Here is a 22,649-nt window from a genome sequence, read left to right on the forward strand (position 1 = left end):
ATTAGAGTATGCAAACTCTTTTACTAAATAATTTTATGTCAACATTTCGAGGGTTGACAGGGACTATCACAATTTGTCTCATTGCTTTACTAAGCATTAGCACATCGGTATTTGGCGCCGATCCAATTAAACTGGAAGCCGAAGCCGCTCAGGGTGTGACCCTTAATGGCGTACAGATTGTGCAAGATCAACCCGGTTATTCCGGGACGGGTTATGCCTGGGGGTTCGATGACGACAGCAACGGGGGCGATAACATGGTTTTTACCTTTGCAGCCCCAGCAGGAAACTATCAACTCACCATTGGGTATTACTCACCTTACGGCGATAAAAAGACCCGGCTGACGGTGAACGGTGCCAGCAGCGAGCATGATTTGAAATTAACCGATACAAGCTTTGGAGCTGCCGTAATCGGTTCGTTTCAACTGCCGAACGGACAGAACACAATAACCATTAACAAGAACTGGGGTTACTACGGCATCGACTTCATTGTGCTGACACCCGCATCGGTCAAGCCACCGACTGTCGTTCCGCTGGTCAATGGGCGGGCCGAAGCCGAAGCTGGCGATCTGACGGGCGTGGCTATGTCAAGCACAAATGCTGGATATTCAGGAACCGGCTACGTAACAGGCTTCGACAATGCGACAGATCAGGTAAGTATTACGGTCAACGCCACCGCAGGGCTATATGACTTTTCCATCGGCTACGCATCACCCAATGGCGACAAAGGGGTGGACTTTCAGGTGAATGATGAAAAAGGAAGTAGTACATTAAAACAAACATTTGGGGGATTTAGCAATTCAGCCGCAGGCAAATTTCTGTTGACCGCCGGACTAAATACCATCACCATCTACAGAGGTTGGGGATACTTCGATATCGACTACATTCAGCTAACGCGAACAACGGCCTCCCTGCCAATTAAGCCTTCAAAAATGCTGGTCGATGCACAGGCTACGTTGTCAACGAAGGGATTGTTTTCGTATCTGGTTGATCAATATGGTAGTAAAGTACTTTCAGGCCAACAAGATGATGTCGAATATGTCCTGGAAAAAACGGGCAAGGAACCGGCTATTGGTTCGTTCGACCTGATGGACTATTCGCCCAGCCGGGTTCAGTTTGGCACGTCGCCCACGCGTAACAGCGAAGCCATTATCGACTGGGCAAAGAAAGGCGAAGGCCGCGGGCTTATCAGTCTGATGTGGCACTGGAACGCGCCGACCGATCTGATCAATCAAGCACCCGATCAGCTCTGGTGGCGGGGATTTTATACCGAGGCTACGACCTTCGATCTGGCTGCTGCTCTGGCCGATAAAAACAGCACCCGTTACCAACTGTTGCTCAGCGACATTGACGCCATTGCCCTGCAACTCAAAAAGTTTCAGGCGGCTGACGTACCAGTTCTCTGGCGCCCGCTGCACGAAGCCCCCGGCGGCTGGTTCTGGTGGGGAGCAAAAGGAGCGGGTCCGTTCAAGGAACTCTGGCAATTGATGTACAATCGAATGACCAATTACCACCAGTTGCATAACCTCATCTGGGTATATACAGGTACAGATACAATCAACCCCGACTGGTACCCTGGCGATCAATATGTGGATGTCGTTGGCGAAGATATTTATGCAGACCCAACGGCCAATTTAAGTGGTAACTGGGCGAATGCGCAGGCCCTGTTCAATGGTAAAAAACTGGTAGCATTAACCGAAACGGGAAATTTGCCAAACCCCGACAAAGTTCGCGGATTTGCTACGTGGTGGTCTTGGTTTGCTGTATGGACGGGAGCGGATTATATCAAAAAACAGCCAATTGATCAGTTGAAAACGGTATATGCGGATACCGATGTGATCACGCGGGATGAACTTCCAAACTGGCGGCCACCTGTTACGCTAAAAGTGCAATATCAGGATGCCGATAAAGGCAATGCCAACAACACGACTATCCGGCCAAATTTGATGCTTGTTAATGAAGGATCAACACCAGTTCCATATAGTGAGCTTACGGTCCGGTATTGGTTTACAGCTGAAAATTATGCGGGTATCAATGCTTATATCGACTATGCCCAACTTGGCAGCAATAAAATCAAAACAAAATACGTGGCTCTGCCCAATCCACGTAACGGTGCTACCGGGTATCTCGAATACAGCTTTGATCCGTCGGCGGGTAATCTGGCGGTTGGTAACTCAGGTGTAATCCAATCACGGGTTGTCAACAGCGATTATACGAATCTGAGCGAGCAAGACGACTATTCTTATCAGGCTGCAACGAATTTTACCCTCAACAACCACATCACATTATACCGTACTGGTTCAGATGGTGTAGCGCAATTGATTTGGGGTATTGAACCGGATGTGGTTCCATCGGTCGTGAAACTGAAAGCATTGACCCAAAACCGAAACAGCGGAACGAATAACAGCTCGATCAATACATTTATGAGCATCGTTAACGAGGGTAATGTGCCCATTTCCTACGGTGATCTATCAGTACGCTACTGGTTTACGGCCGAAGGAACGCAGAGTCTGAATTTTTTCACGGACTATGCCAAGCTGGGTAACGCCAATGTGACGGGTCAGTTTGTGCGGAACGCGGGTCGAAGCCAGGGCGATACCTATTTACAACTGAATGTCAAGCCAACGGCGGGCATGCTGTACCCGGCAAGCAATACCGGCAATATTCAGTATCGAATTGCCAAGGCAGACTGGTCTAAATTTAACGAGAGCAATGACTATTCATACAAGCCCGCGGCAGCAATGGATACAAATAGCCACGTAACAGTCTATTACAAAGGTCAATTGGTATTCGGGACCGAGCCGGCTGTGCTTAGCACCGCACGTATGGCGGCTGATGAAAAAACGACTTCTTTACAGGTTTCAGTGCTGGGAAATCCAGTGGTCGGAGAAAATGCCCAGGTGGACATTCGGGGTGCCGCGGGAGCTGCGGTGTGGATGTCGCTAACTGCCGTAAATGGCACAACTATACTTGAAAAAAAGGTAGATCAAGCCGCTGAAATAGAGCGTCAAGTACTGCATTTGGGCAAAAGCACCGGCATCTATTTACTACGTGTCAGTACGCTGAATGAGTCCTCAACCGTAAAAATCATCAAACCATAACCACTTACCCTGACGCATCGGTCGGAGGTAAAGAATCTTATCCCGTCATACCAATAAATTCTAATATAATATGAAAGAAACTGTATTATTTGACAGAATCAATCAGTACAAAACGCTGACGTTAAGTTCACTCTTTCTGGTTGTGCTAACTCTTTGCACAGCCGTTGCACAGGACCGGCAGATTACTGGTAAAATAACCGAGGGCCAGGGGGCCGGTGTTGTGCCAGGCACCAACATTACCATTAAAGGCACCACGACCGGTACGGTATCGAACGCCGATGGTACGTATACGATCACCGTTCGCGACAACACGGCAACGCTGGTGTTCAGTAGCGTCGGCTACACGAGTCAGAGTATTGCGGTTGGTACGAAGTCGGTCATTGATGTAGATCTGGTTCCGGACGCTAAATCCTTGAACGAAGTTGTCGTGGTGGGTTACGGTACGCAACAGCGGAAAGACATCACCGGTGCCATCAGTTCAGTAAGTGCGGCACAGATTGAAAAAGTGCCGGTTACTACCTTGGATCAGGCACTTCAAGGTCGCTCGCCCGGGGTTCAGGTGACGAATAACGATGGTTCGCCGGGTGGTGGCGTTTCCGTTCAAATTCGCGGAACGGGTACGTTTGGCGACAACTCGCCCCTCTACGTTGTAGATGGCTATCCTATTTCCGGCGGTCTCAATACGTTGAACCCCAATGATATTGCGTCGATGGAAATCCTGAAAGATGCATCGGCAACGGCCATTTACGGTAACCGGGCTTCCAACGGGGTCGTTATCGTGACGACCAAGCGCGGGAAGCAGGGCGCGTTACAAGTCTCGTTCGATGCCTACGGATCGATGCAGGCGACTCCCAAATTATATAAAGTATTGAATGCACAGGATTTCGCTTCGTTTGCGACGGAGATCGCTGACAAGGAATCCTATCCAATTTTACCGGAATGGCGCAATCCATCGACACTACGGAATATCGACTGGCAGAAAGAAGTGTACCAAACCGGCTACCGGCAAAACTATAATCTGGCCTTGCGTGGTGGCAGCGACAAGGTGCAGACGTCCCTTTCTCTGGGCTATTTTGATCAGCGCGGAACGATTAAGTTTTCAAATTTCAAGCGTTACAATGGTAGCCTGAACCTGGATTATACGCCCGCCAAATGGCTCAAAGTTTCAACCAGCATGAAGTATACCCGCACGGGTGGTTTCGTAGGTTTTGGCTCGGGCCAGAATGGCGTTGGTAACCTGACCAAACTTATACCGACAATGACGGGTAATCCGTTGACGGACCAGGTAAAGGATGCCAATGGGAATTACGGCTACTACACCAAAGGCGCCACGGCGGTTTCGGGGAGTACCAATGTCATTGCTGATCTGGAAACCACCGACCGGGAGCAGGAATCCAATAACCTGCTGACCAGTACTTATCTGGAAATTACGCCCATTACTGGTTTGCGTCTGAAAACAAACTTTGGCTGGAACACCAGCGATGGATCGGGTTATTATTTCACGCCAACAAACAACCGGGTACTGACGCCGCCATTAGCCTTTTATTCTCAGAATGCCAGCAACACGGCGGAGTGGTTGTGGGAAAATACAATTGCTTATAACAAAACATTTGGCATCCATTCGATTGATTTTGTGGGCGGGGTATCGGCACAGGAAAATAGGTTTCGCCAGAGTGGCGCCAGTGGCTCCGGGCTGATTAGCGACGAACTGCGCAATGTGGGGTCCATACAGACCGTAACGCCGTATGGCAATCAGCAGACCTGGTCGCTGGCGTCCCAGTTTGGGCGTTTGACCTATAAATTGCTTGATCGCTACATCATTACCGGTACGGTACGTCGGGATGGCTCGTCACGTTTTGGCCCGGGTAACAAATACGGCGTATTCCCGTCTCTGTCGGTAGCGTGGCGTTTGAAAGATGAACCTATCCTTGCGTCGGTGAATGCGCTGAGTGACTTAAAGTTACGCGGTAGTTGGGGGAAAGCTGGCAACCAGAATATTGGGCTGTTTCAGTACCAGGGTATCTATAGTTCTGGAAGCAGCCGGAACGACAACAGGGGTTATGTGTTTGGGCAAACGAAAACGTATTACGATGGCCTTGTCCTGAGTGCGTTACCTAATCCGAATTTAACGTGGGAAAATCAGACGCAGTCGAACATTGGTCTGGACGCGTCTTTCCTCAATGGCCGTATCAATTTCACGGCTGACTACTACGTGCGCTCATCGAGCGGTTTCCTGCTGAACGTGAACGTACCTAGCCAAACGGGTTTTAGTACGGCCACCCGGAACGTAGGTAGCATTCGCAATAGTGGTCTGGAATTGGGGCTGGAATACCGCGAGTCGAGTCACCCTTTTAAATGGGGTGTCAGTGCAAATGTGACGACGGTTAGCAATAAGATTCTAAGCTTTGCTGACGGACTCACCTCAGTCGGTAACTTTTCCGATCTGGGGTTCCCGACCTTTGGCGGCAACCTTTGGACGACGTTTTCCCAATCGCAGGTCGGTGGTGAAGTAGGTGCTTTTTACGGCTTCAAATCAGCTGGGATTTTCCAGGGGAAGGATGAAATCAATGCATTGAATGCGGCCGCAGCTGCGAAAAATGGCGCTGGTACGTTTTACCAGGCATCCTCTACAGCTCCCGGCGACCGGCGCTTTGTCGATCAACCTACTGTTAGGAATAAAGACGGAGTTCTTGAGCCTGACGGACGTATCACCGACGATGACCGGGTGATCATTGGCAGCCCGATTCCGAAATTCTTTGGGGGCGTAAACTTCGATGGTTCATATGGACAGTTCGACGTTTCCATGTTCTGGTATGCATCGGTCGGGAACGACATTCTGAACTATGCAAAACGGAATCTGCAAAGTCTGGCCACCAACGGAGGCGTGGGCGTGGAGAATGTCAGCGAAGAGTTTTATTTGAACCGCTGGACCGAAACCAATCGCTCGACTACCTACGCTCGTGCTGTCCGGGATGATAAAAGCGGTAACACGCGTGTGTCGGATGCCTACGTAGAGGACGGCTCGTTCCTGCGATTACGGAACCTGCAAATTGGCTACACGCTGCCATCTACATTGGTACGCAAAATTACTTCTAACCGAATTCGGGTATATGTAAGCGGTCAGAATCTGGTTACGTTCACCAAATACACAGGCCTAGATCCTGAAATAGGGCAAGTTAGCGATCCAAACAATGGCAGCACGAGCGCGACCGTAAAAGGTGTTGATGTGGGCAATTACCCAACCTCACGCTTCTTTACGCTAGGCCTTAATGTGCAGTTTTAATCTATCTCAATATACATAAACTGAATATGAAATTATATAAAACAATAGGTCTGCTCGGTTTTCTGGCAGTGGTACTGTTGCCGATAAGCTGTAAGGAGTCGTTCCTGGAACAGAAAAATACGCAGGGCATCACGGAAGACGCGCTGTTCAAAAAGCCTGAAGACGGCATTGCCCTCGTGACGGGTATTTATGATACTTTCCACGACGTCGATTTTACGCTGAAAGCCTTATGGTATCAGGCCAATTTCCTTTCGCAGGATTTTAAAAACTTTGGAGCCGATACGTTCTTTGAAACGTATGAAGTGCCCACCGGTTTTGACGCGCTGAATATTTTCTGGTCAAGAGCGTATCAAGGCGTTGCGCGCGCTAACTCAGCCATCCCGATTATTGAAAATATGAAAACCAACAAGGTAATTTCGGACACGCTGGCCAATCGGTTGACGGGTGAGACGTTATTTTTGAGAGGTGTTTTTTACTATTACCTGGCATCCAATTTTGGTGGCGTTCCACTTGAATTAAAGACCGTAACCGACGACGGTCGTCATCCCCGAAATACGCAGGATGAGGTGTTTACCGCAGTTGCAGCTGATATGAAAGCAGCCGCTGACTTATTGCCCTGGCAGCAGGATCTGGCAGCTGCTGATATTGGCCGGGCTACCAAAGGAGCAGCCTTGGCTTACCTTGGTGATGCGCAGATGTGGTTGAAGAAATATGCCGACGCTGCCGCTACGTATGAGCAATTAACCGGTAAATACCAGTTGGAAGATAAGTTCGTCAACATCCATGAGTTCAATAATCAAAACGGTAAAGAGGCCATTTTTGAGATTCAGTACATTGCTGGCAGCGATATGTCGTGGGGCCATGCGAACGACTCTCATTGGCTGGCAACCTTCGGAATGCCGGAAGAAGTGTCGCAATTTGGATACTCTTTCGCGGATAAGAAGCTGTATGATTCGTTTGAAGCAGGTGATACCCGGAAATTACCAACCGTCCTTGGTCCCGGCGATGTTCACCCCAGCCCGGCAATCAAGATTAGCGATTACCCGTTGGTGAAGCAAAACTACCCTGGCATGAACACGTTGGGAACCGTAGCGAAGCCGTGGAAAGGATCGGACGGATTGCGGTCGGGGTACTATGGCGTAAAAACCTGGCGGGACCCTGCTGCGACGGGGAATTCAGGTAATCCGGCTTATATCTTCAGCGGTCAAAACCTGATTCTGATGCGTTACGGGCAAGTGCTGCTGAGTAAAGCCGAAGCCCTATTTAAAAGTGGTAATTCTGCTGGTGCATTGGCCATCATTAACGGACAAATTCGCAAACGTGCTGGTCTTGGTGCGGCGGCTGGATCGGACGTAATGAAAATTCTGCTGGAAGAGTACCGGCATGAGCTGGCGGGCGAATTCTCGCTCTGGTTTTTACTACGTCGGTCAGGTGAGCAAGCCAAGTATGTAAAAGAACGGTATGGCATTACAGTGCCCCCGGGAAAAGACTTGATGCCGATCCCGCAACGACAAATTGCGACCAACGAAAAACTGGTGCAAAACCCGGGATACTGATCTGCAGTGCACTTTACAGAGTCATGAAATTTCACTACGTTCTTTATTTTGTATTTGTTCTGGCTTCCTGCAAAGACGATACCTTATTTGAGGCCATTTCATCATCGAAGTCGGGTATTCAGTTTAACAATCTTATTGCTGAAAATGACTCGATTAACCCACTGGATATGGTCAATATTTATAACGGCGGGGGCGTGGGGATAGGCGATTTTAATAAAGATGGCTGGCCGGATATTTACTTCGTTGGCAACCGCGTTTCGAGTCGGTTATATCTGAATAAAGGGGCGCAGGGAGCAACGTTTGAGTTTAGTGACGTAACCAAAAAGGCAGGGGTCGATGGCGACGGCCGATGGGGGAGAGGGGTGGCCATTGTCGATATCAAAAATGATGGATGGGAAGATATTTATGTCTGTAACACCCTTTCAAAAGACTCGCTGCAGCGTCGTAACTTATTGTATGTTAATCAAAAAGAAACAAACGACGGCGTGCCAATTTTCAAAGAACTGGCCGCCGAATATGGCTTGGACATCCATGTGCAATCGACGATGGCCAACTTTTTTGATTATGACAACGATGGCGATCTGGATATGTACCTCACGGTTAATGAAGCCTCGCCAGAACAAAATCCGAATCAGTTTGGATTGATCCGTTTTGAAGGCCGACGCAGTACGGGACGTTTATTCTGTAACGATTGGGATGCTGCGGTTAAACATGCCCGGTATACTGACGTATCGTCACAGTCGGGCATGTCGCTGGATGGCTTTGGCCACACGGCCACGGTGGTTGATCTGAATCAGGATGGCTGGAAAGATATATCTGTTGCGAATGATTTTTTGTCCAGCAATATTCTCTACATCAACAACCAGAACGGGAGTTTTACCGACCGCTCCCGTGAGTATTTCAAGCATACGTCACTCAACGCCATGGGGCAAGACATTGGCGACATCAACAACGATGGATTGGCCGATCTGGTGGAGCTGGACATGAATCCGGAAGATAATTACCGGAAGAAAATGATGATGATGGCCAATAACTACGCTAGTTATCTCAACTTTGATCTATACGGGTATCAGTATCAATACGTTCGAAATACGCTCCAACTCAATCAGGGGCCGCGCGTTGGGCCGAAGGATTCAATTGGTAGTCCGGCCTTCAGTGAAATCAGTTTTATGAGCGGCATAGCCCAAACAGATTGGAGCTGGACGCCCTTGCTGACTGATTTCAATAACGACGGTTTCCGGGATTTAATCGTTACCAACGGCTATCCGAAAGACGTAACAGATCATGATTTCATCGCCTATCGGGATCACCCCAACGAAACGACCACAAAAGCGAAGATTTTAGCCCAGATCCCGGTCGTCAAGATTCCCAATTACGCCTATCAAAATACGGGTGATCTGACCTTCCGGGATGTTACCTCGGATTGGGGCTTTGACCAGCCGACGTTTTCAAACGGCGCGGTTTACGCCGATTTGGATAACGACGGTGCGCTGGATATCGTCATCAACAACATCAACGACAAAGCACTAATTTATAAGAACAACGCCCGCGAACGGGATAAGGAAAACGCACATTATCTGCAACTGACAATAGTGGGAGATAGCCTGAACGTTGCTGGTTTGGGTACGTTTGTATCCATTCACTACGCTGGAAACAAGCAACAGGTTTATGAACATACGCCCTATCGTGGCTACCTGTCTACAAACCAGTTGATCGCCCATTTCGGTCTGGGCAACGTCGTGAAGCTTGACTCTGTCGTCGTTAAATGGCCAAACGGGAAAAAGCAGGTTATGCAAAATGTCAAAGTCGATCAGCGATTGACTGTGTCCAGTAAAAATGCGTCCGTAAACTATGATTGGTCAGAGCCAAAACTAGCCGTTAACGCGCTGTTCACCGATGTAACAAAAGAAGTCGGTTTAACATACCGACACAAAGAATTTGATTTCATCGACTTTAACATTCAAAAACTGTTACCGCATAAATTATCGGAATATAGCCCGGGTCTGGCGGTTGGCGATGTGGATGGCAACGGTACGGATGATCTGGTAATCGGAGGAAATGCGCACGATCCCGCCAAAATTTTTTTACAGCAGCGAAACGGGAAATTTTCACAGCGAAATGTTGTGCCGCAACAAGCTGTTCAAGGCGATTATAAAGACGAAGGTATCCTGCTCTTTGATGCTAATGGCGATTCGGCGTTAGATCTGTACATCGCCCGGGGCGGCTACAAAAATGCTCCCAACACGTCCGGTTATCAGGACAAACTGTACATGAATGATGGTAAAGGCAATTTCGCAGAGGCCTCGAATGCCTTACCTACTAATCTGACCAGCAAATTCTGTGTTCGTGCCGTCGATTTCAACCGCGACGAGAAATTGGACCTATTTGTTTCAGGTCGGGTCGAACCCTGGCATTATCCCAAACCCGTGTCCAGCGTTATGCTGCGAAACGACAGCCAGAATGGATATACCAAATTTACAGATGTTACTAAGGAAGTAGCGCCCGCCCTGACGGATATTGGTCTGGTTTGCGATGCCTTAGTCACTGATTTTGATAATGATACCTGGCCAGATCTGATTTTTGTCGGCGAATGGATGCCCATTACATTTTTAAAGAATAAGAATGGTCGATTTAACTCCATTACCGAAACAACCGGCGTTGGTGACAAACCAGGCTGGTGGAATAGCATTGTCGCAGGTGATTTTCGGCACACGGGCCGGATGGATTACATTGTGGGCAATGCGGGGCTGAACACACTGTTTCAGGCGAGTGAACAGCACCCGGTGTACATAACGGCCAAAGATTTTGACAATAGCGGCAACTACTCAGCTATTCCGTCGCTCTTCTTGCCAAACCAGAATGGGGAGCTCAAAGAATTTCCCATGCACGGTCGGGAGGATTTGATCAAACAAATGAACAGTTTTAAAAAGAAGTACGGCGACTTCAAATCTTTTGCCGAAACCCCGATGGAGGATCTGCTCTCTGTCGAACAACGTCAAGGGGCCATTCGCCTGAAAGCGAACATGCTGCAATCCTGTTTTCTGAGAAACGATGGCAATGGGAAATTCGCGCTGATTCCTCTTCCGAAACAGGCACAAATCTCTATCCTGAACGGCATGGTCGTCGATGATTATGACGGAGACGGAAATCTGGACGTCGCAATAACTGGCAACGATCACGGCACCGACGTTTCGATAGGCCGGTATGATGCGTTAAACGGTTTGGTATTACTAGGCGACGGGCGAGGCAATTTCAATCCTCAGTCGATTCTACAAAGTGGTCTTTACATTCCAGGCAACGGAAAAGCGCTGGTAAAATTACGAAGTAGTCATGGACGCTATATGCTGATTGCCAGCCAGAATCGAGACGTAGTAAAGGCATTTGAATTAAAACGTAACGTCCATTACATTCCCTTAAAAATCACGGATATGAGTGCCCGAGTGCAATATAAAAACGGAAAAATTCTGAAACAGGAATTCACCTACGGATCCTCATTTCTGTCGCAATCGGGCCGTTTTCTCACGATTGACAAAGACGTTGCTAATGTCACCATAACAGACAGTAGAGGTCAGCAACTGCAGGTGAAAGGCGATGAAGGGTTGCACTAGTTTTGATATTTATTAAACATTTTTAATCTATGCGTACAGCACGCTTTTTTCTCTTTTTCGTAGCGATCGGTATTTCCATCAGCTTCACCGCCGACAATCCAACTGGTGCTTTCCAGCACAATCAGGACATTGGCAAGCCCAAACTGGCCGGCTCATCAACTTATAACGCGGCGACCAAGGAATACAGGTTGAAAGGTTCCGGATACAACATTTGGTTTGCGCGGGATGAATTTCAGTTTCTGTTCAAAAAAATAAGTGGTGATTTTACCGTAACTGCCGATTTTGAGTTTGTAGGAGCCGGTACAGATCCGCATCGAAAAGTGGGCTGGATGGTTCGTGAATCACTGACCGATGATGCCGCGCACATCAGTGCCGTAGCGCATGGCGATGGCTTGACCGTATTTCAGTGGCGGGTGAAGAAAGGCATGGCGATGCGTGATCCGGAAGACGAAATTTTTAGTCCCCAAAAAAATATTCAGACAATCCAGGTAGAGCGCAAAGGCAATGAGTATACCATGCGGGTCGCAAAAAAAGGGGAAGCCTTGCAGACTGTTGGCTCGCATCACATGCCCGACTTACCCACGCCACTTTTTGTGGGTTTGTATATCTGTTCCCATAATCCTGAAAAAGTAGAAGAAGCAATCATCAGGAATGTTCAAATCGTTCAGGCTAAGCCCTGACCCAATGTTTCGTGGAAATAGCAGGCGGATAATACATTGTTCACGTTAGGGGCATTTGCACGTAGCGCCTCAAACCGTGAATTCCTGGGTGAAAGGGAATAGCAATTTTACAATTGAGACGATTGTGCGGATTGAGGAGGTTTTGGGGGTTGAGTTCATTGGGGTGAGGGTTGGGTGACTCATTGCGATCCAACTACTTATCGTCATAATGCCCTTTTGCGGCAATCACAAAAACAGTTACAGTTTGTTCAATGATCTGGTAAACAAGGCAATGCTTCTTATCAATGCGCCGCGACCATAGTCCGGAAAGATTATTTTTGAGTTGCTCAGGCTTGCCAATTCCGTTGTAAGGATTTTCACCAAGCTCCTCGAAAATGCGTTCAATGCGTTTTACGAGTGACTTGCCGCCGGATTTATGTAAAAATGAAAGGTCCTTTTTTGCTCTGTCAGAGAAGGTTACAGAATATCTGCCCATATATTTTTAAGATCGCGAATGGAAGTCACTCTTCCAGCCTTCACGTCTTCAATACCTTCTTTAATGGCATTCAATACTTGCGGGTCCGAAAAAAAGACATCAGTTTCAGTACTTTCATCAATTGGCGTGAGTAAAACTGACTTTTTATTCTTTCCCCGGTGGATGATCACCCGCTCTTTCTCGGCAAGATCCAGATAATCCTTCTGTTTCCCCCGAAATTCCCTGGCTGTTATAATTCTCATGGGTGTACGGTTTTGTGTACACAAAGATAGGGGAGTTTTGTAGTTCTGCGAAAAATAGCATGAAGGAAAACTGAAAGTTCACCATGATGATGGTAGTATTGCGCGGCGATGTGCTAGAACATATGTCTTGTGTTCGTTGGGCAACTTTCTCGCATGTCAAAAAGATCAATACGGGAATTTGAAACCTAGTGCTATTTAAGTCAAACAATCTATTTATGCTTTGGAGCAGCACTTTTAACTACGAATTGTGAAAATTTGCTAAACAACCTTACAAATGAGATAATTGACAATGTCGTGAGATACCAAATTATAGACTTAGATATGGTAAATAATGAAATAGGACAACTATTAAGATCAAATAGTGTATTCTGAGAAAATAGAAAAAATTTATGGACTAATATAAGTGTAATTGTAGAAATAAACAGATACATAGAGTTCTTGAATTCTGCCACAAGTGTATGTAGTAAAGTCCTCGAATTATCTTTTTCATCTTCCAACTTGTAAAGTAGTGATGAAAAAGGCGATGTAGCAATAATTGAAAGAGCCGTTATTGTAAATCCCGTAGTAATAGATAAAATCGATGCTATCGTATCGAAAGCACTTGCATTGTCATAATTCCATTTAGTCAATAATAGAAAGATCAATATTGTCGATATCAAGATAAAGATAACACTTCTAAGTATTTTCATTTTCAATTTTAGTGATCACTTGCCTAAATAATTCATCAGCGAGAAACATTTCATTTTCGTCAATTGCTGCTTTAAATTCTATCTTTCGAAAGAATCCCTCGGGGTTAAATAGCATACCTAAATCTTTTTCATCACGACCGGATATAACAATACCTGTAAAGTTGAGCCTGTTATTAAATATAGATTTAATTTTTTCAGTGAGATTTCTGCCCACAAATTTGTCATGGTACTGGAAACTTAAAATTGCAGTAGTTGCTTCATATCCATTTATTTCATCACTTAGTACTCCTGAGAGTGTGTTGGATTGAGTAAATAAATTTGGCGTGGCAGAGAGTTTAATATTGTCAAGCTTCTTTATTGCTTGAATGAATTTTTCCTCACTGTATACATCTTTTGATAGAATTTTTTTACCTCTGAAATTTTGCCTAAGAAATTCTAAAAGTGCGTTCCTTTTCTTATAATTGCTTACCCAAAGAAATCCAGTTTTAAAATCGATGATCCCAAATGTCTCTTTTTGTTCAACTTGATCAGCTTGTCTTGGATTTGGCAAAGCTTCGTTCGTGCTGATGTTAATGACTGTCGGATTTCGAGGCATAGCTGAGCCGTCTCCAAATTTTATTTTTAAATAATGTTTGTAATAGTTAAGAGTGTAACTATGAATTTTTTTGTTTTCGACTACTGAATATGTACTTTCAGGTATCTTGTCTTGGAACTCTTCGATATCTAGGGCTTGATCGTCCATAGTTAAAAATGAGCCGCTAAATACAATTAATCTAGTAGGAACCGTCATGATAAAGGTAGCATTTATGATAGGAGGGATACTATTGAGTCAAATGAATAATATTTAGGATAATTTTAAATTTCTGAATGAATTTGTAATGCACGTAGCCAGGCCCTATTTTTTTTCTATCTCTTTACATCTGATGTTCTGGTGTATACATACAACCTAACCAACCGCACTAAATATCAGCTGCTTCTTACTTTCATGCCTCGTTACTGAAAGCAATCTCCCCAATTTAATATCTGAAATCAAGTCTTTAAGAAGTTGTGTTTTGGCGTCGTCCATGATATTTGGGGATCCGTCGGGGCCGGTTTTTGGATGGAGGAACATTAAATATAGGTTATCGTCTTTTACGATAACGTAAAAATAGGTGCGGTATCCGCCAGATCCTCCCAGACGCTTTTTGATATACGGATTTTCGGCATGGCCTCCCAAACGTTTACCACCCGAGAAATCTATTTTTTCTGCGAAGAAATAATCGACAATTTCTTTTTCCAAATCTTTGTAAGCATTCTTCTTGCTAAGCTTTTTGAATATTTTCTCAAATTCAGCGGTGCAGAATATTCTCATAAAAGATTTGAAAGCTCATTTATTGCATCATTAAATTCTTTGGAACTAGGCAATGTAATAACTGCGGATTTTAGATCAGAAATCGCTTCACCTAATTCTTCAATTGATTCTTTGTATGCCTTGAATTCCTTTGCTGCAATCCCATTAATAATTACAGGTTGAATCGTTTCAATGTATTCCAACTCCAAATTATACCAGATTTGGGAGGAGTCGAGTAATCCGACGATTGTCTCTCTTACTTTTTCATCCGAAATATCGACCCACGTGAGTTCCGCTAGGTAGGTGCTGACAGTTTTAGCGCTTGCAGTCTTTCTTGTCAGACCGGCTTGTAACTTATTAATTGCCAGACTGATGGAGGAAACCAGATCTTTCTGATCTTTTACAATTTTTATTGTTGCCGTAGTAGATACAGCCTTTCTTAGTCCCTGGGTGAGTCTATGAATATTTGGCTTAGTCGCGATCATGGTCAACGTTTAGTCGTTATTAATAAATCTTGTGCGATGTTACGCAGGCTGCAATGCTTTCGGCTCCCATATTACACGAATTTTAGATGCATCTACACGCTTTCTAGCCTGTGCAAGATCATAATTTTTCTGTACGGATAACCAAAACTCGGCATCCGTATTAGGGAATGCCGCACCTAAACGGATTGCCATTTCAGGCGACACCGCAGATTTTCCATTGATAATCGCAGACAGCGTTTTACGGGTTGTCCCTAATACTGCGGCAACCTGCTCAACTGTAAGTTTTTGCCCTGTTTCCTCATAAATCCCGTCAAGGGTTTCTCGAATAAGTTCGCCCGCATGAGCTGGATCAAATAAAGCCATAATAGTACCTCCTTTTTAGTGATAATCTACATAATCAACATCTGCGGCGTTCTCTCCAATAAAACGAAAGATAATACGCCAGTTTCCTGATACTTTGACCGAATAAAACCCTTTCAAATCCCCTTTCAGGGCATGAAAATGATACCCTACTTCGTTCATTTTCTCTGGTGCATTGGCCGCATCTAAACGGGTCAAAATCAGTTTTATTCTAGGGATATGCTTTTGCTGTAACTTTGAACGGTCGCCCTTGGTCGCATAAAGCTCCAAGCCTTTATGTCGGTAACTTACAATCATAACATGAATGCAACACGAAACGTGTCACGTGTCAACTGTTTTTTTAATAGTGTGCTATTTTACTGCTACCTCCCAATCAACCGCTCCAACCGCCCCATCATCTCATCCTTCTCTTTCAACATCCGCTCATACAAAGCAATTTTCTCCTCATGAAGCTGCATTAACTTATCAATTGGATCTTTCTGAATAGTCCCATAATTCACAGAGCTTCCGACAGCCTGATCATTGAAAGTAGTAGTAATGATGTTGATTGCTTGATTCTCATCAAAATTCCGAATCGCCTCAGCCGGAATTTTGAGAATCGCCGCAACTTGCTCCAAAATGTCGGAATCGATCTTTTCTTTTTGTTCGAGGAGTGAGATTTTTTGCTGGTTCCAGTCTTCTCCGAGTTCAAACGCCAGCGCGTCCTGTTTAAGACTCATTAATTCTCTGAATCTCTTCAAGTTACGTCCTTCGTGGATCTTTGGATTGGAGGTAGTATGTGCCATGTGGAAAGGGTGTTTGGTTAAAAAAGGCAATTTATATAAATCTGCCGGGAAGTGCTCGGATATCTTACTGGCTTGGCGATGTATGTTACCGGTAGGATTGTGTTGCGAACAGGCGCAGGCGGCCTGTGCTTTGCAGAAAACGTAATTCAAGAATTTGTACCACACTCTAAAAATCAACAAAATGGACACACTGCCGCAGACGCGTAGTCTGCACTCTGAGGAGCCCGAAGACTCTGAATCCGACCGTCTTTACAGGGCATACGGCCGGAAAGTTAGGGATCTGCTAAGCCAAAGTGATGCCGAGACCTGGATCGAAGATCTCTGGGATATGTACACCGGCTTCACGCTCTTCAGCCAGGAAGCTGGGTATGATCCACGTGGACATAATCGGTTCGTAAGTTTCAAGGAGCTGGTTTTCTTCTTCCGGGATATAGGGGCGATGACGAAGAAATGATTGCGAAGAATATCGTGAGTGGATTCTTGGACTGACTTTAAGGGTAAACCCTAAGTTTTGAAAATGTAGGGTTTTCCTTAATCCATCTGCATTCTCATCCGTCCTACTTTTGCAATAAAAAGTTCTATTTTTTCTATTCCCAATTATCCCTTCCGTTAAATAATTCCCAAGCTTAAAGCTATTTATGATGGTGACGGCAAATCGGATAAAAAAACGGTTTTCTACCAGGGCAAAGAACTCATCTCAATACAGCAATACTAATTTCAAATGCACATTAATTTCAAAATCAACAAAATAGCAATTGCTTTCGCTGCACTCTTTATTGCATCATGCTCGCTGTCCTGGGCTCAAAAACTAATTGATCCCAAAGCAACACGGGAAACCGCCGCACTTTACCGCAATATGCATGAGTTAGCCAAAAAACATACACTTTTTGGACATCAGGATGCTACGGATTACGGACATGGCTGGCGTGACGAACCGGGACGATCGGACGTAAAATCAGTTGTTGGCTCACACCCGGCAGTAATTGGTGTGGACATTGCGCCACTAACGGGAAGATCTGAGGAATCGATAAAAAAGAGTGAAGACCGTCTAAGAAAGTTGGTTACCGATACCTACGCGCGTGGAGGAATTACAACCATTTCCTGGCATTTCTCTAATCCAGTATCGGGCGGCGGTTTTTACTGGAAAGATTCCGTTTCGCTACCGGCAGTAAAATACATTGTTCCTGGAGGTAAAAACCACCAGGAATACAAGGTCATTTTACAAGGTCTTGCAGGCTGGTTTAAAAGTCTGAAAGGTGCCGGGGGAGAGGCTATTCCGCTTATTTTCAGGCCTTATCACGAGTTTGACGGCGATTGGTTCTGGTGGGGCAAATCACATTGCACTCCGGATGAATTCAAATCATTATGGCAGTTTACGGCTGGATATCTTAGAGATAGTCTGGATGTGCATAACCTGATTTATGCTTTTTCTCCTGACAATAAATTCAATAGCAAAGCCGAATTTTCCGAGCGGTATCCGGGCAGCGACTGGGTTGACCTCGTTGGGATGGATAACTACGGAGACATGGGACGCGACGGGAAGTACAATCTGGAACAAGCGATCAAAAAACTCAAAATCGTAAATGATTTTGCCTTGGAAAACAAAAAGCTTGCTGCCATGACCGAGACAGGTCTGGAATCCATTGTAAATCCTGTTTGGTATACCGAGGTATTGCTTAAAGTATTGCAAAAGAATAGGTTGACTCTGGCTTATGTGCTTGTCTGGCGCAACGATACCAGAAGTGAAACACATTATTACGCACCGTTTCCGGGGCATCCCGCCGTACCTGATTTCAAGAAGTTTTATGAAAATGAATACACGCTGTTTGAAAGCGACTTGAAGAACATATATGGCAGATAGCGCTTTTTACGGCCTCTAGTAATAGGTAGGTCTTATCTGTTTTTGGGTTTTCAACATGTATATGCTTTTTGACACGGCACTGAATTTCAAAGGCTATCTGCTGCTGAATAGTTTTTATCAATTTAAAAATTATAGTTATGAAAAAAATATATTTGAGCATTGCGCTTTTGGCTGCATTTACCAGCACAATAGCCCAGCAAAAATCGCCCGCGCCACAAGAATTAAACTACAAGGCTGATCTCAAAGCCACCGGCACAAGCGAAGACAAAACAAACCGCATTGACTCGCTGCTGCAAAGTTTTATTGATCAGAAGAAAGCCAGCAGCATTGTAGGTTTTGTTGCCAAAGGCGGGAATGTCGTGTACAACAAAGCGTTTGGCTACAAAGACGTGGAAAACAAGGTGCCGGCCGCTGTGGATGATTACTATATCTTGTTTTCTCAAACCAAAGCAGTGACGACCGTGGCTTTTATGGCCCTGGTGGAAAAAGGGTTGGTTTCGGTCGATGACCCGGTTTCTAAATATTTCCCCGAGATTTCAGATAGAGTGGCGGTTTCAGTTAATGAGGATGGAACATTCGAAACAAGGCCAGTGAAGACGCCGATGACATTTGCACATCTGATGTCGCACTCGTCCGGAATCAGCGCCGGACTGGTCGGAAAGGCTCGTCGCGCCGAAATGGAGAAAAAAAGTGCTGCTGCGGCCTCAGGAGCCACACCACCGGCAGGCCCGGGACAACGAACAGGCGGGGCTGGCACGGCGAAATATCTCAAAGATGAGATGATCGCGCTGGCAAAATACCCGCTCGGCTTCGATCCCGGCAGCGAGTGGAGTTACCATATCAGCACGAATATGCTGGCTTACATGGTGGAGCTTATATCGGGCAAAAGTCTGCGTGAATATGTAAAATCAACGGTTCTGGATCCTTTGGGGATGACTGAAACAGACTGGTATTATGAACCCTCGAAAATGAACCGGTTCGTCAAAGCTTACAGTGACATTGATGGCAAACTGGTGCCGCAATCCAATAAGTTCAGCGAAACGACGATCAGCCCGGTTCAAACTTATGCGGAAGGGGCGATTGGCCTGAACGGACCTATTGGCGACTATGCCAAGTTTTGCCAAATGCTGCTCAATAAAGGCGAGTACAATGGCAAGCGTATTCTCAAACCCGAGACAATTGAACTGATGACAAAGGTCAACCGCCTGCCTGCCGAGAATTCCGGTGGAAAGGGGTTTCAGTTCGGGCTTGGATTTGAACTCTACAATGCAGAAAAGAAACCGGTTCCGGAAGTTTCCAACACCGCGTTTGCCTGGGGAGGATTGTACGGTACGGATTATATCATCGATCCCGAAAACAATATGATCGTGCTTTTTTACCTGAATATGCCGAAGCACGAGCCGATGTATAAACCATTTCTTAGTAAAGCCTACCAACTGTTTAAATAATGTTCCATACTTACAATTTCCTGACAAAATGTTTGAGAAAGCCTTTATTAGGGGCTTTCTCATTGTTCATTGCCTTTCTGCCAATTCGCTCATTATTAGCGCAAACACCTAAAAAGCCGGAAAGTAACCGGTTCACCAAGGTGGTTCTTGCGCAACGACTTGAAGAGCCCATGCAGTTTCAAATTTTAAAAGACGGCAGGGTACTTTATGCGGAGCGGAAGGGTAAGTTGAAGGTTTATGATCCAAAGTCGCAGACTATGGAAATGGTGGCTGAGTTTGCCGTCAGTACAAAATATGTAAACAAAGCAGGAGAAGTCACCGAAGGGGAAGATGGTATGCAGGGCGTCATTCTGGATCCTGATTATGATAAAAACCACTGGATCTACATTTACTATTCCCTGGCTGGCGACGAGGCGAAAAACGTGCTGGTGCGCTACGAGTGGCATGGTAAGGAGTTACTGGAAAGCTCGCGAAAGGTGGTTATGGAAGTGCCCGTTCAGCGTGAAGAATGCTGCCATGTAGGCGGAGGGATGCTTTTCGACAAAGACAAAAACCTGTATCTGACTACGGGTGACAATACATTTTCCCGTGCTTCCGACGGTTTTGCTCCTCTTGACGAAAGACCCGGAGAATCGCCTCGCGACTCCCAGAAGTCATCTCCGAACACGAATGATTTGAGAGGAAAAATTCTGCGTATCCATCCTGAGCCGGACGGTAGCTACACCATTCCAAAGGGTAACCTTTTTCCTCCGGGAACGCCACAGACCAAACCCGAAATTTACACGATGGGCAACAGAAACCCGTGGCGGCCAACGATCGATTCGAAAACGGGATGGCTCTACTGGGGAGAAGTAGGTCCGGATGGGTCGCGTGACGACATCGAAAAACGCGGACCGCAATCCTATGATGAATTCAACCGAGCCAAAGGACCGGGTTTCTACGGATGGCCGTATTTCGTAGCCAATAACAAGGCTTACGTGAAATATGACTTCGCCACCAAAGTTTCCGGAGCACCATTTGACCCTGCCCATCCGGTCAACAATTCTCCAAACAGCACAGGCTTAAAAGAGCTTCCGGCTGCACAGCCTGCATTTATCTGGTATTCAAAAGCGCAAAGCCAGGAATTTCCGCTGATGGAAAGCGGGGGCAACAGCGCAGTCGGCGGGCCGGTATTCAGGAAAGATGATTTCAAAAATGCATCACGATTATTTCCCGACTACTACGAAGGAAAATGGTTCATCACCGACTGGGTACGGGGCTGGATCAATGTGGTGGAAATGGATGAAAACGGCGAATACAAATCGATGGAGCGCTTTCTTCCCGATTTGAAATTAAAAGGGCCGATTGACATGAAATTCGGGCCTGACGGTGACCTGTATGTGCTGGAATATGGAAACGGGTATTTTAAAGATAATCCGGAGGCAGAATTGATCCGGATCGAATACAACAGCGGGAACAGAAAACCTTTGGTAGAGGCATCAGCCAGTAAAACGGCAGGCGCGCTTCCGATGCAAGTCACGCTATCTTCGGAAGGCACAAAAGACTTTGATGAAGACGACGCGCTGCAATATGAATGGGTAGTCAGGAAAAACAATGCTGTTTTCAAAACACTGAAAGAGGCTAATCCGTCCATCACTTTTACCACGCCGGGCACTTATCAGGCAACCCTGACTGTAACGGACAAAGCGGGGGAGAAAAATAGCAAATCAGTTGAAATGAAAGCAGGTAATGAACCTCCGGTGGTCGAATTTAAAATTACCAAAGGAAACTCGACCTTCTATTTCCCAGGAAAAAGCATTGACTATGAGGTGCGTGTAAGCGACAAGGAAGATGGCAGTCTTGCCAACAAGAAAATAGCGCCTTCTCAGGTTTCTGTCAGTACCAACTATCTGTCAGAGGGTTTTAACTTAACCCGGATCGCACAAAAGCAAATGAGTGTGGATGCTTCGGCGCAATATGCAACCGCGATTTCGCTGATCAATAATGGCGATTGCAAGGCTTGTCATGCCATTAAAGAAAAGGTGCTGGGCCCTTCTTTTACGGCTATATCTGCCAAATACAAGGGTGATCCAACCGCTGTTGCAGGTTTGTCCAAGAAGATATTAAATGGTGGCTCGGGTGTTTGGGGCGACGCATTTATGCCAGCGCACCCGACCATGGCGGAAAGCGATGTGAAAGGAATTGTCCGCTACATTATGAGTTTGTCGGATGCACCGAAACCAGCCAAAACATTGCCTGTAAAAGGTACTTATACAACGGCTGTGCCTAAGGGTGATACGGAAGGCAGCTTCATATTCCGCGCCGCATACGCCGATCGCGGTACAAAAACAGCGTCCTCCCAATCCTCGGAAGCAACTGTTATCCTTCGAAATCCAGTAGTGCCGGTCACTCTTGCCGACCAGGTCAAAGAAATAAGTTTTAACAATGACAGTACCATGGCATTTGTCAGGAATTCCGGCGCGTCTTTCAGGCTTAAAGGAACTGATCTGACCGGCATCAAACAAATTGAAATTATCCGTGCTCCCGGGCGTAATGCACCGACACCTCCTTCCGGAACAATCGAGGCACATGCAGGCAGCGCAGACGGAATTCTGTTAGGTAAGTTTTCCGGTGAATACAGTGATAAAATGATTCTTGACATTGCTGCCGGTGCAGCATCGGGTGTAAAGGATGTTTATTTTGTCTTTACCGGCGCTCCAATCAGAATCAAAGCAATTCGGTTTGGCGCAGGTGGATAAACCAATCTTGT

The 22,649-nt window shown here is 46.0% G+C and carries 18 protein-coding genes; 10 read left to right on the plus strand and 8 right to left on the minus strand.

Features of this window, described 5'->3' with window-relative positions:
* The first annotated feature begins 35 nt into the window (after positions 1-35).
* From LZD49_RS19680 to LZD49_RS36120, 6 genes are all read left to right on the plus strand, one after another.
* Positions 36-3,098, plus strand: coding sequence for a glycosyl hydrolase (locus LZD49_RS19680; protein WP_234669287.1), 3,063 nt, complete (start codon positions 36-38; stop codon positions 3,096-3,098).
* 70 nt (positions 3,099-3,168) lie between these two features.
* Positions 3,169-6,381, plus strand: coding sequence for a TonB-dependent receptor (locus tag LZD49_RS19685; protein ID WP_234669288.1), 3,213 nt, complete (start codon positions 3,169-3,171; stop codon positions 6,379-6,381).
* 26 nt (positions 6,382-6,407) lie between these two features.
* On the plus strand, positions 6,408-7,937 hold the full coding sequence (locus LZD49_RS19690) for a RagB/SusD family nutrient uptake outer membrane protein (protein ID WP_234669289.1): 1,530 nt from the start codon (positions 6,408-6,410) through the stop codon (positions 7,935-7,937).
* A gap of 23 nt (positions 7,938-7,960) precedes the next feature.
* Positions 7,961-11,545 (plus strand): VCBS repeat-containing protein, encoded by a 3,585-nt coding sequence (locus LZD49_RS19695; protein ID WP_234669290.1) that lies wholly within the window; start codon positions 7,961-7,963, stop codon positions 11,543-11,545.
* 29 nt (positions 11,546-11,574) lie between these two features.
* Entirely contained in the window at positions 11,575-12,225 is a 651-nt protein-coding gene (locus LZD49_RS19700) for a DUF1349 domain-containing protein (protein ID WP_234669291.1), read from the plus strand.
* Positions 12,226-12,280: 55 nt separating this feature from the next.
* Positions 12,281-12,403 carry a helix-turn-helix domain-containing protein gene (locus LZD49_RS36120; protein WP_409021341.1) on the plus strand — a complete coding sequence of 41 codons (123 nt, stop codon included), beginning with the start codon at positions 12,281-12,283 and terminating at the stop codon, positions 12,401-12,403.
* 15 nt (positions 12,404-12,418) lie between these two features.
* Here the strand turns inward: LZD49_RS36120 and LZD49_RS19705 are convergent, their stop codons facing one another.
* The 8 genes from LZD49_RS19705 to LZD49_RS19740 all read right to left on the minus strand — a co-directional run bounded on the left by LZD49_RS19705 (position 12,419) and on the right by LZD49_RS19740 (position 16,591).
* Positions 12,419-12,700: a Txe/YoeB family addiction module toxin gene (locus tag LZD49_RS19705; RefSeq protein ID WP_234669292.1), complete on the minus strand. Its 282-nt coding sequence runs from the start codon at positions 12,698-12,700 to the stop codon at positions 12,419-12,421.
* A complete protein-coding gene (locus LZD49_RS19710) occupies positions 12,682-12,942 on the minus strand; it encodes a hypothetical protein (protein ID WP_026632176.1) in 261 nt (86 codons plus the stop codon). The genes LZD49_RS19705 and LZD49_RS19710 overlap by 19 nt, the downstream gene beginning before the upstream one ends.
* 675 nt (positions 12,943-13,617) lie before the next feature.
* Positions 13,618-14,373, minus strand: coding sequence for a hypothetical protein (locus LZD49_RS19715; protein ID WP_234669293.1), 756 nt, complete (start codon positions 14,371-14,373; stop codon positions 13,618-13,620).
* Between the two features lie 204 nt (positions 14,374-14,577).
* Positions 14,578-14,982, minus strand: a complete 405-nt coding sequence (locus LZD49_RS19720; RefSeq protein ID WP_234669294.1) for a hypothetical protein — start codon at positions 14,980-14,982, stop codon at positions 14,578-14,580.
* A complete protein-coding gene (locus LZD49_RS19725; RefSeq protein WP_234669295.1) occupies positions 14,979-15,446 on the minus strand; it encodes a hypothetical protein in 468 nt (155 codons plus the stop codon). The genes LZD49_RS19720 and LZD49_RS19725 overlap by 4 nt, the downstream gene beginning before the upstream one ends.
* A 39-nt stretch (positions 15,447-15,485) precedes the next feature.
* Positions 15,486-15,809: a HigA family addiction module antitoxin gene (locus LZD49_RS19730; protein ID WP_234669296.1), complete on the minus strand. Its 324-nt coding sequence runs from the start codon at positions 15,807-15,809 to the stop codon at positions 15,486-15,488.
* A 15-nt stretch (positions 15,810-15,824) separates the two neighbouring features.
* The gene (locus tag LZD49_RS19735; protein ID WP_234669297.1) at positions 15,825-16,103 is read right to left on the minus strand and encodes a type II toxin-antitoxin system RelE/ParE family toxin; all 279 of its coding nucleotides are present in this window, start codon (positions 16,101-16,103) and stop codon (positions 15,825-15,827) included.
* A 65-nt stretch (positions 16,104-16,168) separates the two neighbouring features.
* Positions 16,169-16,591 (minus strand): helix-turn-helix transcriptional regulator, encoded by a 423-nt coding sequence (locus LZD49_RS19740; RefSeq protein WP_234669298.1) that lies wholly within the window; start codon positions 16,589-16,591, stop codon positions 16,169-16,171.
* Between the two features lie 181 nt (positions 16,592-16,772).
* Between LZD49_RS19740 and LZD49_RS19745 the strand changes: the two genes are divergently transcribed.
* From LZD49_RS19745 to LZD49_RS19760, 4 genes are all read left to right on the plus strand, one after another.
* Positions 16,773-17,045, plus strand: a complete 273-nt coding sequence (locus LZD49_RS19745; RefSeq protein WP_234669299.1) for a hypothetical protein — start codon at positions 16,773-16,775, stop codon at positions 17,043-17,045.
* A 267-nt stretch (positions 17,046-17,312) separates the two neighbouring features.
* Positions 17,313-18,452, plus strand: coding sequence for a glycoside hydrolase family 26 protein (locus LZD49_RS19750; RefSeq protein WP_234669300.1), 1,140 nt, complete (start codon positions 17,313-17,315; stop codon positions 18,450-18,452).
* 137 nt (positions 18,453-18,589) lie between these two features.
* Positions 18,590-19,900, plus strand: coding sequence for a serine hydrolase (locus LZD49_RS19755; protein ID WP_234669301.1), 1,311 nt, complete (start codon positions 18,590-18,592; stop codon positions 19,898-19,900).
* Positions 19,901-19,932: 32 nt separating this feature from the next.
* Positions 19,933-22,638 carry a PQQ-dependent sugar dehydrogenase gene (locus tag LZD49_RS19760; RefSeq protein WP_234669302.1) on the plus strand — a complete coding sequence of 902 codons (2,706 nt, stop codon included), beginning with the start codon at positions 19,933-19,935 and terminating at the stop codon, positions 22,636-22,638.
* The last annotated feature ends 11 nt before the right edge of the window (positions 22,639-22,649 follow it).

The sequence above is a fragment of the Dyadobacter sp. CY261 genome (assembly GCF_021440085.1).
Taxonomy (GTDB): domain Bacteria; phylum Bacteroidota; class Bacteroidia; order Cytophagales; family Spirosomataceae; genus Dyadobacter.

What these genes read in the sequence shown, in the direction of transcription:
- LZD49_RS19680 (WP_234669287.1), top strand. Translation starts at nt 36, where the DNA reads ATGTCAACATTTCGAGGGTTGACAGGGACTATCACAATTTGTCTCATT.
- LZD49_RS19685 (WP_234669288.1), top strand. Translation starts at nt 3,169, where the DNA reads ATGAAAGAAACTGTATTATTTGACAGAATCAATCAGTACAAAACGCTG.
- LZD49_RS19690 (WP_234669289.1), top strand. Translation starts at nt 6,408, where the DNA reads ATGAAATTATATAAAACAATAGGTCTGCTCGGTTTTCTGGCAGTGGTA.
- LZD49_RS19695 (WP_234669290.1), top strand. Translation starts at nt 7,961, where the DNA reads ATGAAATTTCACTACGTTCTTTATTTTGTATTTGTTCTGGCTTCCTGC.
- LZD49_RS19700 (WP_234669291.1), top strand. Translation starts at nt 11,575, where the DNA reads ATGCGTACAGCACGCTTTTTTCTCTTTTTCGTAGCGATCGGTATTTCC.
- LZD49_RS19705 (WP_234669292.1), bottom strand. Translation starts at nt 12,700, where the DNA reads ATGGGCAGATATTCTGTAACCTTCTCTGACAGAGCAAAAAAGGACCTT.
- LZD49_RS19710 (WP_026632176.1), bottom strand. Translation starts at nt 12,942, where the DNA reads ATGAGAATTATAACAGCCAGGGAATTTCGGGGGAAACAGAAGGATTAT.
- LZD49_RS19715 (WP_234669293.1), bottom strand. Translation starts at nt 14,373, where the DNA reads ATGGACGATCAAGCCCTAGATATCGAAGAGTTCCAAGACAAGATACCT.
- LZD49_RS19720 (WP_234669294.1), bottom strand. Translation starts at nt 14,982, where the DNA reads ATGAGAATATTCTGCACCGCTGAATTTGAGAAAATATTCAAAAAGCTT.
- LZD49_RS19725 (WP_234669295.1), bottom strand. Translation starts at nt 15,446, where the DNA reads ATGATCGCGACTAAGCCAAATATTCATAGACTCACCCAGGGACTAAGA.
- LZD49_RS19730 (WP_234669296.1), bottom strand. Translation starts at nt 15,809, where the DNA reads ATGGCTTTATTTGATCCAGCTCATGCGGGCGAACTTATTCGAGAAACC.
- LZD49_RS19735 (WP_234669297.1), bottom strand. Translation starts at nt 16,103, where the DNA reads ATGATTGTAAGTTACCGACATAAAGGCTTGGAGCTTTATGCGACCAAG.
- LZD49_RS19740 (WP_234669298.1), bottom strand. Translation starts at nt 16,591, where the DNA reads ATGGCACATACTACCTCCAATCCAAAGATCCACGAAGGACGTAACTTG.
- LZD49_RS19745 (WP_234669299.1), top strand. Translation starts at nt 16,773, where the DNA reads ATGGACACACTGCCGCAGACGCGTAGTCTGCACTCTGAGGAGCCCGAA.
- LZD49_RS19750 (WP_234669300.1), top strand. Translation starts at nt 17,313, where the DNA reads ATGCACATTAATTTCAAAATCAACAAAATAGCAATTGCTTTCGCTGCA.
- LZD49_RS19755 (WP_234669301.1), top strand. Translation starts at nt 18,590, where the DNA reads ATGAAAAAAATATATTTGAGCATTGCGCTTTTGGCTGCATTTACCAGC.